Genomic DNA, 14,349 nt, shown 5'->3' on the forward strand with positions numbered 1-14,349 from the left:
GCATTTGCCCGTTTGGGTATGAACGCATTTATGACAATTTATAGCAAATGCTTCGCCCATACACTATGCGGCAAACAGCGTTATTATTGGAATTTTTCAAAAAACAAAATTGTGGCCAATTATTGTTGAATGATACCTTAACAAATTTTTTCCATCAAGGCCACCGGAAAGGTGGTAAATATTTCTGAAAGGAATATGCCTTTTGTATTATTATGAATAGTGGTCTTCGCAACCTCTCCTGTAAAAATGTTTTGGTATCCCGCAGCGCTATCTTCAAAAGGGAGGGAAAGAAAGGTATCCCCCCACACGTGCTTTCCAAAAGGCAACTCTTCCGCATGGGAAAGAATTTGCGTCATGAACCGGGGTACAACGACAATCGCGGTTTTGGTGTTGCTGTTTCTTGCATATGCGCATACATTGTTTTCTTTTGTTCCCGCAGCCTCAAGGGGCGTATAATTCCCCGTTTCAAATAGCTCTCTGTTCTCTTTCCGGAAGGTAAGCGCCTTGTGGGTAACATACAGCTTTATCATGCCATTTTCCCTGTTTCTCATCATATTTGTAATAAAGGCCTGCATTCCGCCGTTTGTTTCCTGCCCTTTTAATTCTTCCAACATGCTTATTCGCATGCCATAATCAACGGGCATGCGGTTATCAGGGTCCACGAGGCAAAAACTCCATATTTCATTCCCCTGATAAATATCCGGAACTCCGGGAGAAGTTATCTTAAGCAATGTCTGTGCGATTGAATTATATATGCCATAATGAGAAATCTCTCCCTGAAACCTTTTAAAATCATGCAAAAAAGCATTGTTTTGCTTCCTGTTCATTACGTTGTTAATGAAGTGCATTAATGCATCTTCATATGCCGTATTTGGGTTTATCCAGCTTGTATTTTCCTTTGCCTCGCGTGACGCCTTGAGCATGTATTCCTTGATCCTGTTTTTGAAGATTTCATACCCTGAATCGTCCATTGGCTCAAGAGGCCAGGCGCCAATAAGTGTTTGATAAAATAAATACTCTTCATTTTTGCCAGGGGCGGCCAGGTCTCCTGCAAGATGTTTGTGTTTTTTATTGTTTCTGCTCCATCTTATCAGGCATTCTCTCCATTTTGCCGGTATTTCGGAGAGGACGTTGATACGTGCCCTGACGTCTTCGCTTCGTTTGGTATCATGGGTGGAAGTGGCTAGCATGGAATGTTGCCATGATTTTGCCCTTTCCGTATTTTGTCCGTGAAAGGCTTCGATTGAAGTCCCAAACCAATCGGGACTGCCGCCAACTTCGTTCAATGAAATGAGGCGGTTATATACATAAAAAACAGTATCCTCTACCCCTTTTGCCATAACCGGACCCGTAATCTGCTGAAATTTCATGGTAAAATTAAGCCATTCCTTTTTGTCTTCCTCTTTAAAATATCCGGGATAATTGTTGAGAAGCACGTCTTTTAGGAAGAAAAAAATCGATTCATTAAGGGCGGGATTTTTTTGCCTTGCCCTGGAAACGGCATGTTCAACATAACGTTTGTCCCGTTCGTCGACCTCTGGGGAATGAATGTATGTCCGGTAGACGGGAAAGCATGCGATTACTTCAATAATCGCGTAAGCCAGGCTATTTAGCGTAAAATCTCTGGTATGCCTGTTTTTTTCAGAGATGCGGTTTAGATAGTGTCCCAGCGTGTTGATTTCGCTCGACATTGCCACTTGCATAATGAGCTTCTTTTTTTTATAGACAATTTCGTGAAAGTATATTGTTTCTTTAATAAACCGGGAGTATATTTTGTCGAATTCCTTTGCATTCCTTGTTTCAACAAATATGCCGTTCACCGCGGCAAGAAAGTCGTATCCTGTTGTGCCGAAAATGGGCCAGTCTTCCGGTATCTTTTCTGACCTTCCCAGTATTTTTTCTCCCACAATATAAAATGGTTTATAGTGCGGTTCCCTTGCAAGTATCTCATGGTATTGCTTTAGCGTATTTTCCTCTGATTGTTCATCCGCTGATGCGAGATTATTTTTTGAATTTTTCGCGTTCCGCTCAAGGGTCAGGAGATAACAGTTCTTTTGTAATTCTTTAAAATATTCAGGCGGACAGTACAATCCGTCGGGATGATCTACCCGCAGCCCTGTTACTTTCCCTTGCCGGATGAGGCTAAATACAAGTTCATGGGTTTCCCGAAAAACGTCTGGCTCTTCTACCCTGGTTGCAGCGAGATCGCTTATATCAAAAAACCGCCGGTAATTAATCTCCTCGGTGGCGACTCGCCAGTGGGAAAGCCGGTACACCTGTTTGTCCAGCAGGTTGTTGAGGAGGTCAAAGCTTTCCGTGCCTCCTTTTTGTCCGTTGAACAGCAGCACATTCTCGTCGATAAAATGTCTGATCTCCGGGCTTTCGTTGTAAAGGGTATGGAGCCGTTTTTTGATTACCTCTTTTTCGCGGCGACGTTCCCTTATTTTTTCTTCTTCTGTTTCCGTGTATGCGGGAAGATGGTCAATAGCGGTTAAAATGCTTAAAAATTCGGCCAGATTGGGGTTTTCCTCCGGTAAGGTTTTTTCTAATTCCTCCAGCCGGTGTTTTAAAATCTCCGGGTATGTTTGCGGTCTTAGGGGGAATTTGTGATGGTAGTAAAGTATAAAAAAAGCGCCGTTTTCAAACGTCAGGGACAATTCCTGATTATCAAGGACGTTGCCATATTGATCTCCCAGGACGGGAAGGAGTATTTTATTTTTTAATTCATCCTTTATGGGATTCCAGTCTATATCGAAAAAATTCGCATAGCAGGAACTCATCCCATTTTCCAGCACATCCATCCACCATATATTCTCTTTATCCGCAATGCCCATATGGTTGGGCACCAGATCAAATACGTGCCCCATTCCATAATGCTCAAGCTCCCGGGATAATTCATCCATTTCCTGTTCTGTGCCGATTTCAGGATTCAATGAATGGTGATCAACTACGTCATACCCGTGAAGGCTGCCCTCCCCAGCCTTCAGGTAGGGAGAACAATAGATGTCGCTTATGCCCAAAGCATGCAGATAGGCAACTATTTTTTTTGCGTCAGGGAAGGTAAAATGTTTATTGAGTTGTAGTCTGTAGGTGGCAATAGGTATGCGTGGGGTGTGAAAGTGTGTTTGCATCATATCAGCCTCTCCCGTAAATTCCGGTAATTTCTCTCAGTTCATTCGTTACGGATGGCGTGAGTTGTTCGGGAAGCAGTCTCCATGCCCAGTTATTTTCAGTGGTTGCCGGTAAATTCATCCTGGCTTCTTCGTCAAGTTCAAGGATGTCCTGCATAGGAATGATCGCCGTGTTTGCAACGGACATCATTGCCAGTCGTATTAATTCCCGGCACACATTGGTTTCGGAAACCTCTCTTCCCAGATAGTTAAAAAGCATTTTTTTTGTTTCTCCGTTAATCTCATTTTTAAACCATCCTTTTATGGTATTGTTGTCGTGTGTTCCGGTATATACCACACAGTTTTTCTCATAATTATGGGGTGCATAAGGATTTTTTGCCACATCATCGCCAAAGGCAAACAATAGAAGTTTCATGTCGGGAAATTGAAACGTTTGCATAATTAATTTTACATCCGGAGTTATGGTGCCAAGGTCTTCTGCGATAAGGGGTAAATTAGGAAAGTGTTTAAAAATAGTGGTAAAAAAGTCTTCGGCAGGAACTTCAACCCAGGCGCCATTAATGGCAGTTTCTTCGTGTGCGGGGATTTCCCAATACGCAACGAAACCCCTGAAATGGTCTAACCGGACAATATCGAAAAGTTTCATGTTGTGTTCTATACGTTTGATCCACCACAAAAACCCCGTTTCTTTATGAAAATCCCACGTATAAATAGGGTTTCCCCATCTTTGGCCCGTTTTACTGAAATAATCCGGAGGCACTCCCGCTACAAATGAGGGTAGTTCGTTTTTATCTAATTTAAATAATTCAGGATGTGACCATACGTCAGCGCTGTCATACGTAACATAAATAGGAATATCTCCGATTATTTGTATGTTTTTTTTATTGCAGTACTCTTTGAGTTTGTGCCATTGCTTGAAGAATATGTATTGGACAAACCTTTCCTTTTCCGCCCGTTCTTTTAATTTTTCTCTCCATTCATTCATTGCGTCAGCATTTCTGTATTTTATTTCCGCAGGCCAGTCGCTCCATACCTTTCCCTGGAAATGTTCTTTAAGGGCAATAAATAGCGTGTAATCATCCAGCCAATGAGTGTTCTGTTCGCAGAATAACGGAAAGTCGTGTTTTTCTTTTTTCTGTATTTGAAAATTATTATATGCCTTTTGAAGAATACCGTCCTTATAGATGGTGGTATTTGCGTAATCCGTCCGGTCATTTGGCAAGCGCCTGTTGCATTCAATATCCTGTTTGGCAAGCAGTCCTTCTTCCACGAGCATGTCCGGGCTTATTACGATATGGTTTCCCGCAAAGGCGGAGCAACTGCTATAGGGGCTGTTTCCATAGGGTTGGGATGTGGGATTTAACGGCAGGATTTGCCATAAAGACTGCTTCGTTTCTGCCAGGAAGTCGATGAATTTGTAGGCGAATGGCCCAAAATCCCCGATACCATATGCCGATGGGAGTGATGTTATATGTAGTAATATGCCGCTTCTTCTTTTGTTCATGGTGTGTTTACATTTTAAAAATTATTTTGCTTACGTTCCCAACCGGGATATTGTTATTTACGATTTACTATTTGGTGACACTTTAGAGAGAGACAACGCATGCGTTGTCTCTTATTGTTGCCTGCCTGATTTTTTCTGTTTTGAAATTTACAGAAGGGAGTCATTTCCTACGACACCTTCACCCCAAGATAATATCCCAGTTTTTTAAATGCCTCTTCCCATCTTTTAAAACGGGGGTCTTCTGTTAATGACTTTTCTTTCATTGTGTGATAAATGTTTTTTCCGATATGGAAATAAATATTTTGCGCCTCCCACATGTCCAGCTTAATGGATAGAGAGTTTAGTAGTTTTATCACGGCGTCAATTTCCTCAACAAGAGAAATGTCGCTTGGTTTCTTTCGTAGCCGTTCCATGCGTGAATTTATCCATACGTTTGCTGCAAAACCGATGGCGTCTTTATCAATCGTAAATGGCCAGCGTTTCGTCTCGTTTATCAGATTTTCAAGTTTTTCAAGACTCATTTCTTCTTCTGCGGAAAAAATATTTATTAAATCTCTGTTTACCGTATATTCTGCAGTTAAAAAAAGTGGACGAGGCGGGGGGGCCTGCAGATAATGGAAAAAATTCAGCAAGGAATAATTGTTTTCATAAATCATCTTGAACGAAACCTCTATTTCCTTCATTGTGGATTGCAGGATTTGATCTAAGATCATCCTTTTTCTGTCTTTAAAGAGATGCCCCAGGGAGTAGCTATAGTCGCCAAAATAATGGTCCATCCGCCGTATAACATCAGGAATCTCGCCTCTGTCAAAAATACTCCTGATTTCCTTAAAGATGTTTGAAAATTCTTCATCGGTTGTAAAGTCTTTTACGCCCCCGCTTACGTTGTGGTCCCCTAAATGAATCACTGCAAACACAATTACTGCTTCCTCCCAGGTAATACCGGACACCACCTGCGTTTTACCCAGGGCTAATTTTAATTTCCCTGCGTGCAGCCTCTCATACTGCTCTGTCTTTACCGAGTAACAATAAATTGGCGTATCTTCCTGAAGATCTTCAAAGAGTGAAGAAATTGCATAATGGGCGCAGACATTGAGAAGGTTTATTTTGCATGGCTTTACAAATAATTCATATATTTTGTCGCCGTTTTCATATTTTGGCACATTGCTCTTTATACCCTTTAAAAGGGCGCGATATTCAGGTTCGACAGCAGAGTCTGAGAATTCTTCTGCGAGATGAATTGCCCTTGCGGCATACTGGGTAATCTGCACTGTTTCGATACCTGAAATTTCATCAAAAAACCATCCGCAACTGGTGTACATCAGCATGGCATTCCGCTGCATTTCAAGGAGTTTGAGTATTTTTATTATTTCTTCTTTTGCAGGCGTTTCAATCGCCTGATTTTCGAGGAACCTGCGAACTGTAGCTTCTGATCTGTCCCGGATGACTTCTATATAAGCATCTCTTGCTGACCAGGGATTTTTAAGGTATTTTCCCGCTTCTGTTTCATAAATGGCTGCCAGTTTGTCCCTGAGTTTATCCATAGCAGTCCTGAGAGGCGCACGCCATTCCTGCGTCCAGCCGGGATGGCGGCCCGAACAACATCCGCAATTATCTTTCCATCTTTCAACCCCGTGGATACAGCTCCATGAGGTGTTTTCTTTTATTTTTGCCTCGAACATTGGCGGGTGTTTTTCGAGATACTCCCCATAATTTGTAATTTTTGCAAGATTTTTCGATTCTATATAATACAGGCAATACGCCAGCGCCATATCGCCCTTAAAATGGTGATGTCCGTATGTTTCACCATCAGTTGCAATATGCACAAGCTGAGGCCAGTCCCTGTTTTCGGTAAATGCGGAAAGCAATCGTGTTGCAAAGTTTTCTCCATTTTTCAGCAAACTGCCAAAGGCGATGTCCTGTGAAATAGGCCCGTCGTAAAAAAAGATGCAGATGCTTCTTCCTGAAGGAAGTTTGCAAATGTATGGGGTTGTGGGGTCTATTTCTCCGTTTTCCATAACTATCCAATTTTGGTCTGTCATTTTTTTCATTTTCAGGGCCTGGCGGGGCGCCAGTACGGTGAACTTTATTCCCAGTTCTGCCAGTACCTCAAGGGTTTCGGTATTTACGGCAGTTTCCGGAAGCCACATGCCTTCCGCATCTCTTCCGAATCTTGACTGAAAATCCCTTAGTCCCCATATAACCTGTGTATACTTGTCTCTTTTATTGGCAAGGGGCATGATCAAGTGGTTGTATATTTGAGCCAAAGCTGAGCCATGCCCGGAAAAATGTTCTCTGCTCAATTTGTCAGCGTCAAGAATTGCCTGGTATACGTCTGGTTTATGCTTTTCCATCCATGAAAGCAGGGTATGGCCGAAGTTAAAGCTTATCTTTGAATATATATTTACGATATCTACTATTCTTCCGTCAACGTCGAGAATGCGCGAAGTAGCATTCGGTGCATAACACTCGGCGGTTATCCGCTCATTCCAGTCATGATAAGGATACGCCGAATCCTGAAGTTCCACGTCTTCCAGCCATGGATTTTCCCTTGGCGGTTGATAAAAATGGCCGTGAATACAAATATATCTTTCCATAAAGAGATTATTCCTTTATAAATGAAATAAAACAGTGTTTTCTCAGAGTGATTTGATTAAATTGCCCTGTTTTTTCCGGCAACAATGACCCCGGTCCTTTCCACACCTCATCTGATGAATCAATGATCTTTTTCCAGTGGTTTTCCTGAAGGGGAAGTTTTACGGACACCTCACCAGCACTAAAATTAAATACGGTAAAAGAGTTATCCCTTCCCTCCCCCCTTTGCAAAAATACAACCTTTTTATCCTCAATGCCGTACACGGAAAGTTTGTTCTTATCACAATTCGAGAGGGCGGGGATCGTTTTCCTCAAATGAATTAAATGTGTATAAAAATCCAGTAATATTTTATGGTTCCCTTTTTTCCGGTTTTCCCAGTGCAATTTTGATGCTAAAAATGTTTTATTGTCCTGCGGATCAGGCGGTTCTCCCTTCCACTGAAAGGTATGAAACTCTTGCTTTCTCCCGCGCCTTACCGCTTCAATTAAATGAGTATCCGAATGGCTGACAAAATAAAGAAAAGGCGCCGCTTCGCCATATTCTTCTCCCATGAACAAAAGCGGTATGTAAGGCGAGAGAAGTATTACGCCGGCGGCAAGTTTTAGCGCCTCGAAAGAAACTAACGTTGATAGCCGTTCCCCAAGCATCCTGTTGCCGATTTGATCATGATTCTGCGAAAAGACGACGAACTGCGACGGTGGGCAGTTTCTTGAAGAATTACCGTGCCTGCGTTTCCTGAAGCGAGAATATTCTCCCGAATAAACAAATCCTTCTCCGATGGCTTTTACCAGATGCCTTGTTTCGCCGAAATCACAATAATAACCTGTGCGTTCTCCGGTAAGAAGTGTGTGCAGTGAATGGTGCAAATCATCACACCACTGGGAATCTATGCCATACCCGCCTGTTTCTTTTGGCCTCGTTATCCTTGTATCATTCAGGTTGCTTTCCGCAATTAAGTAAAAAGGTTTCTTCTTTTGTTCGGAGGGTTCTGCCGTTTTATCCTTCAATTCCTCTAAAAAATGTTTTGCCCCCATCATATCGTAAATACCGTGAATGGCGTCAAGCCGTAAGGCGTCGATATGATAATTTTTAAACCAGAATAGCGCATTTTGGATAAAGAACGATCGTACCTCATCGCTGTAGGCGTCATCAAGGTTTATGGCCTTTCCCCAAGGGGTGTTGTACTTGTCGGTAAAATACGGTCCGTATTCTGCAAGATAATTTCCCTCCGGGCCGAGATGGTTATATACGACATCAAGGATCACAGATATCTCCTGCCTGTGGCATTCATTGACAAGTCTCATAAGGCCTTCCGGCCCGCCATACGAATTTTGCACGGCGAAGAGATAGGCACCGTCATATCCCCAGTTCCTTTCCCCGGGAAATTGAGCGATGGGCATCAATTCAATTGCGTTGACGCCTAAGCCTTTTAAATCATCTAATCTTGGCAATATTGCGTCAAAAGTACCCTGAGGCGTGAACGTCCCAACATGAAGTTCATAGATTATTAACTGTGAAAGTGCGATTCCTTTCCATGTGCTGTCTTTCCATTTGAAGGAGTCGAATTCCACTACCTGTGAATACTGATGTACTCCGGCAGGCTGGAAGTATGAAGCCGGGTCGGGCCTGTCTGTTTTTCCCCCGAGCTGATAAAAATAGCAGGTACCAGGATATACTTTTTCAATACAAACCTTCCAGTAGCCTTTTTCTTCTTTTTTCATAGGGAGCAGTCTTTCGTCGGGTGAAATGAGTTTTACCGCAACGCTTTTAAGAAAAGGCGCCCACACCACAAACTCGCACGTTCCGTTTCCGAGATAATTTGCCCCAATCCTCATTTTTCGTCCATTTCTCTCTTTAGAAAAAGTATACCCAGGGGCGGAAGTGTCAGTGCAAGCGAATAATATCTGCCATGCGAAGGCAGCGGGCTTGCCTCTGCTCCCCCGAGATTTCCGTGTCCGCTCCCGTTATAATGTTTTGCGTCGCTGTTCAGTACCTCTTTCCAGAATCCGCCATAGGGAACCCCAATGCGATAGTTGTATCTTGGCACAGGGGTAAAGTTGCAGACCACCAGGATCTGATCCTTTGCCGTCTTTCCCTTTCGCAGGAAACTTATGATGTTACTGTCCATATCGTGAAAATCGATCCACTCAAAACCGTGATATTCGAAATCAATTTCATACAGTACAGGTTCAGTTTTGTAAAAGCGGTTGAGGTCCTTAACCCATTCCTGCATCCCTTTGTGTATTGGGTATTGAAGAAGGTGCCAGCTCAGGCTTTCTTCGTGATCCCATTCTTTTGTCTGCCCGAACTCACCGCCCATAAATAGTAGTTTCTTTCCGGGATGTCCGAACATATAACCAAATAACAGCCTGAGGTTTGCAAACTTCTGCCACTCATCACCCGGCATCCTGTACAATAATGACCCTTTTCCATGCACAACTTCATCGTGTGAAAGCGGCAGGACAAAGTTTTCTGTAAAGGCATACAGTATGCTAAAGGTAATTTGATTCATGTGGTATTTCCGGTAAATGGGGTCGATTGAGAAGTATTCTAATGTATCGTGCATCCATCCCATATTCCATTTCATTCCGAATCCAAGCCCCCCTACATACGTTGGCCTTGAAACCATTGGCCATGCAGTGGATTCCTCTGCGATGGTCTGAACATCGGGGTAAAAATGATATATTGTCTCGTTGCATTTTTTCAAAAAACTGACGGCTTCAATATTTTCCCTGCCACCGTATTTGTTTGGTATCCATTCTCCCTCTTTCCTTGAGTAATCAAGATACAGCATTGAGGCAACGGCGTCTACCCTCAATCCGTCAATATGGTATTTATCCAGCCAGAAAAGGGCATTGCTCACGAGAAAATTTTGTACTTCATTCCTGCCGTAATTGAAAATGTAACTTGTCCAATCAGGATGAAACCCCTGCCTCGGATCGGCGTGTTCATAAAGGTGCGTGCCGTCAAAGTAAACAAGCCCGTGTTCATCGGAGGGAAAATGTGACGGCACCCAGTCGAGGATGACGCCAATCCCGTTTTGATGCAGATAATCAACCAGATACATAAAATCCTGCGGCGTTCCGTATCTGCCCGTCGGGGAAAAAAATCCTGTTACCTGATATCCCCATGAACCATAAAAAGGGTGTTCCATTACAGGGAGTAATTCGATATGGGTAAATCCCATCTCTTTTACATATGCCGCAAGATATTGCGCCATTTCACGGTAATTCAGGAATCTGTTTCCTGCTTCCGGTACACGCCTCCATGAACCCAAATGGAGCTCATAGACGGACAAGGGAGCATTGATATTATTTTTCCCCGATCGTTCCTTCATCCATGCCTGATCGCCCCATGCGTAAGCCAGGTCCCTCACAATAGAAGCGCTGTCAGGGGGGATTTCGCCGTAGAAGGCAAAGGGGTCCCTTTTATCGACACGGTAATTGTTGTATCGTGAACGAATATGGTAACGATAGATTGCTCCTTCACCAATGCCGGGAACAAATCCTTCCCAGATACCGGAACTGTCTTCTCTTGCTCTGAGATGATGCGATTCTTTGTTCCAATTGTTAAAGTCGCCTATTACGGATACCTTTTCAGCGTTTGGCGCCCATACGGCAAAGTAAACACCTTTCTCATTGCTAAAGGTTACAATATGGGAGCCGAGTTTCTCATAGAGCTGAAAATGGCTTCCTTCCTTAAACAGATAAACGTCGTGGTCTGTTAAAAGACTTTCTTTCATATTAATGCCTTCATAGGTTTTGTTTTTTTCTGTCATCATTTGTTTGTTTCCAAAAGTTGTAAAATGCCCTTTATGGGTATTGATGTCCATTCTGGCCGGTTATTTAATTCATATCCAAGTTCATAAACAGCCTTTTCCAGAAGAAAAGAGGTCAGCATTATAGCAAAATCCTCATTGTTTTCCGGAAACAGGTGTGTGTTTTTTGCCGTTTCTATATATGATTTCAGGAAAACCCCCGCTACATATTGATACCATAAATTAGTCCATGGTTCCAATATCGGTATATCTTCCGGTCGTATGGTAATATGTTTTAAGAGGGCGGTATTTGACACGTAATGGAAAGACCGTATCATTCCCGCCACATCCTTTAATACGGATTTTTTCAATCTCCTTTCGCTAAGGCTCCTTGCCGGCTCTCCTTCAAAATCAATAATAAAAAAATCATTGCCCGTGTAAAGCACCTGTCCCAGGTGATAATCGCCGTGTATCCTTATTTTCATCGCCGCAAATTTCTTTTTAAAGATGTTTTTATAGATTTCTATTATTTTTCTTTCCTGCGATAGTAGCTTATCGGCTGATTCTTTTGTATTATCCGGTAGTTTTTTTATATTAATTCTGAGCAGGGAAAATACCTTTTTCAGATAAGACTGCATTGATTGATACAGAGACCTTTGATACAGCAGGGAAAACGGTTCGGGGCGAAAGTCTTTATTATCGGTTTCCTTAGACAATGCGATATGCAGTTCGGCCGTTCTTCTACCCAAAAGAGTTGCCGCCTCAAGATATATCCCTCCAATTAATTCCTGAAACAGCGATGGTACCTCATGCGATGCCAGCTCCAAAAGGGACACAGGAGTCGGTGGCATTTCCTGAATTTCATTCTTTTTCCCGAAAACCCGGTCAAAATACGTCATTAATGAATCAAGGGTATACGACCACGCATCCCCCTGATTAGGAATAAAGCCCTGGAGAATGCCAACTGATACCGGTTGGTTCCCTTTCTTTATATATTCTATTTCTCCTATAAACGGCGGAACGTTGGAGAATGAAGTGTATTCGCAAAGAAAGTTGCCTGTCTCCCATTCCGGATTAATTCCTTCGGAAAGGCGTCTGTATAGTTTAAAAATTAATTCCTTGCCATAAAGCAATGATGAATTGCTCTGCTCCGCTTTTAACACGGATGATTTTTCCGAAAGTAATTCTTTCAGCCGGTATTGCTTCAGCATCTTTCCCGGACGAACGGCAAGCCTTCCCTGCGTACCTTTCACAGAGAACCTGTTTACCACCATTTTTAATATAAACTTATGAAACTCCTCATCATAAATGCTGTCATACACAATCCCCTCCGCATTGTCCGTTTTAAGTTTTATCAAGACGTCCTGCGGGCTTTCATGAAGCATCGTTTCTGCCTCGGGTCCGCTCAGATAAGAAAAAGAAAGGAGATAGGTATCCGATTCTTTGTTGTTATATTTTACATCAAGCAGGATAATTTGAGCGGGATGTGTGTCTTTCTGCAATGAAATATCTTCGATAATTTTGACTTCCTGAATATCAAGCGCCTTACCTCCGAACCATCTGCTCTTTTTAAGATAAGCAGGCAGGATTGTTTTTTCCAGTTTTATTGCTGTTTTACCCTGAAAAACAGTTTCCCATTTCCCGCTTATATTCAGTTCCGGGATGCTTTCATCTTTCGCAAGACGCAATTCTTCCGCTTCTTTTTGTATCAGAAACCAATAGTAATCGTGCCTGTTAATAGTCAGCACATAAGGGGATTTAGATATTTTTGGGAATTTATTTCCGCTAAAAACATCTTCCGGTATACAACCGGAAAAAGTTGAGAGGTCAAGCTCCACTACCTGTGAGAATCGTGACAGGTTCATAACGACAAGGATGTGCTCTTCCTGATAACTGCGTATAAATGTAAGCACCTTCGGGTTGTCAGGAAGCAGAAACGCTATGCTTCCTCTGCCAAAGGCCTTGAACTGTTTTCTCATGGCGATTACCCGTTTCATCCACCAGAGGAGGGATGCGCGGTTTCTTTCCTGGTTTTCCACATTGATTGCCTCATAATGGTATTCCGGGTCTGTAATGATGGGCAGGTAGAGTTTTTGGGGGTTTACCCTTGAGAACCCGGCATTGCGGTCAACATTCCATTGCATGGGCGTTCGTACACCATTCCTGTCTCCCAGATAAAAATTGTCGCCCATCCCGATTTCATCCCCGTAATAAATAATAGGCGTACCCGGCAGGGAAAAAAGGAGTGCATTCATAAGCTCTATCTTTCTCCTGTTGTTGCCAAGCAGGGGGGCTAGCCGCCTTCTGATGCCAAGATTTATCCTTGCAGCGGGGTCGCCTGCATATACCTGGTACATGTAGTCCCTTTCCTCATCCGTTACCATTTCGAGGGTAAGTTCATCGTGGTTTCTCAGAAAAAGAGACCATTGACACGTTTCCGGCAATAGCGGGGTCTGGTCAAAGATGTCAATAATCGGAAACCTGTCTTCCATCCAGATTGACATGAATAGTCTTGGCATGAGGGGAAAGTGGAATGACATATGGCATTCGTCTTCGTTGCCGAAATATGCGACAGCATCCTCCGGCCATTGATTTGCTTCTGCCAGGAGCATAACATTATCATGTTTACTTACGACGTGCGCCCTCAGCTTTTTCAAAAAATCGTGGGTTTCGGGAAGGTTTTCACAGTTTGTTCCCTCCTTTTCAAACAGATACGGCACTGCGTCCAGACGGAAACCATCAACTCCCATATCAAGCCAGTAATCGATAATCCTGAGCATTTCTTTTTGCACGGCCGGGCTTGTAAAATTAAGGTCAGGCTGATGGGAATAAAACCTGTGCCAGTAATATGCATTTGCCACAGGGTCCCACGTCCAGTTGGAAAGTTCAAAGTCTTTAAAAATTATGCGAGCGTCTTTATATTTGTCAGTTGTATCGCTCCATACATAGAAATCCCTCATTTTTGATTTCTGTTTAGGTCTTTTAGCGGACTGAAACCATTTATGCTGGTCTGAGGTGTGGTTGAGAACAAGTTCTGTAATCACCTTCAAACCTCTTTTGTGCGCCTCTTTGATAAAGAGTTTGAAGTCTCTTAACGTCCCGTAATCGGGATGGACGCCAAAGTAGTCTGCTATATCATAACCATCATCCTTTAACGGAGATGGGTAAAAGGGCAGAAGCCATAAAGCGGTTACCCCGAGATTTTCCAGATAGTCCAGTTTTTCTGTGACGCCCTTGAAATCGCCAATCCCATCGCTATTCGAATCGTAGAAAGCCTTTACATGCAATTCATAAATAATTGCATCCTTGTACCAGAGGGGATCTTCATGGATGATCACATCTTTTGGCGGCATATAACATT

At 42.9% G+C, this 14,349-nt stretch carries 6 protein-coding genes; all 6 read right to left on the minus strand.

The features are described 5' to 3' along the window. Nucleotides 1-137 precede the first annotated feature (137 nt). A complete protein-coding gene (treY, locus tag ABJL82_RS00170) occupies nucleotides 138-3,134 on the minus strand; it encodes a malto-oligosyltrehalose synthase (protein WP_347272664.1) in 2,997 nt (998 codons plus the stop codon). Nucleotide 3,135: 1 nt separating this feature from the next. Continuing rightward, nucleotides 3,136-4,635: a 4-alpha-glucanotransferase gene (malQ, locus tag ABJL82_RS00175; RefSeq protein WP_347272665.1), complete on the minus strand. Its 1,500-nt coding sequence runs from the start codon at nucleotides 4,633-4,635 to the stop codon at nucleotides 3,136-3,138. 167 nt (nucleotides 4,636-4,802) lie between these two features. Further along, nucleotides 4,803-7,232, minus strand: coding sequence for a DUF3536 domain-containing protein (locus tag ABJL82_RS00180; protein ID WP_347272666.1), 2,430 nt, complete (start codon nucleotides 7,230-7,232; stop codon nucleotides 4,803-4,805). Nucleotides 7,233-7,239: 7 nt separating this feature from the next. Continuing rightward, nucleotides 7,240-9,066 (minus strand): malto-oligosyltrehalose trehalohydrolase, encoded by a 1,827-nt coding sequence (treZ, locus tag ABJL82_RS00185; RefSeq protein WP_347272667.1) that lies wholly within the window; start codon nucleotides 9,064-9,066, stop codon nucleotides 7,240-7,242. Next, nucleotides 9,063-11,009, minus strand: a complete 1,947-nt coding sequence (glgB, locus tag ABJL82_RS00190) for a 1,4-alpha-glucan branching protein GlgB (protein WP_347272925.1) — start codon at nucleotides 11,007-11,009, stop codon at nucleotides 9,063-9,065. The genes treZ and glgB overlap by 4 nt, the downstream gene beginning before the upstream one ends. After that, a complete protein-coding gene (gene treS / locus ABJL82_RS00195) occupies nucleotides 11,009-14,341 on the minus strand; it encodes a maltose alpha-D-glucosyltransferase (protein WP_347272668.1) in 3,333 nt (1,110 codons plus the stop codon). Before treS ends, glgB begins: the two co-directional genes overlap by 1 nt. Between the last annotated feature and the right edge of the window lie 8 nt (nucleotides 14,342-14,349).

It is taken from the genome of Candidatus Kuenenia sp. (genome assembly GCF_039794105.1).
In the GTDB taxonomy this organism is placed as follows: Bacteria; Planctomycetota; Brocadiia; order Brocadiales; family Brocadiaceae; genus Kuenenia.

Excerpts from the sequence above, each read along its gene's own strand:
- glgB (WP_347272925.1), bottom strand. The coding sequence starts at position 11,009 with ATGACAGAAAAAAACAAAACCTATGAAGGCATTAATATGAAAGAAAGT.
- treS (WP_347272668.1), bottom strand. The coding sequence starts at position 14,341 with ATGCCGCCAAAAGATGTGATCATCCATGAAGATCCCCTCTGGTACAAG.
- treY (WP_347272664.1), bottom strand. The coding sequence starts at position 3,134 with ATGATGCAAACACACTTTCACACCCCACGCATACCTATTGCCACCTAC.
- malQ (WP_347272665.1), bottom strand. The coding sequence starts at position 4,635 with ATGAACAAAAGAAGAAGCGGCATATTACTACATATAACATCACTCCCA.
- treZ (WP_347272667.1), bottom strand. The coding sequence starts at position 9,066 with ATGAGGATTGGGGCAAATTATCTCGGAAACGGAACGTGCGAGTTTGTG.
- ABJL82_RS00180 (WP_347272666.1), bottom strand. The coding sequence starts at position 7,232 with ATGGAAAGATATATTTGTATTCACGGCCATTTTTATCAACCGCCAAGG.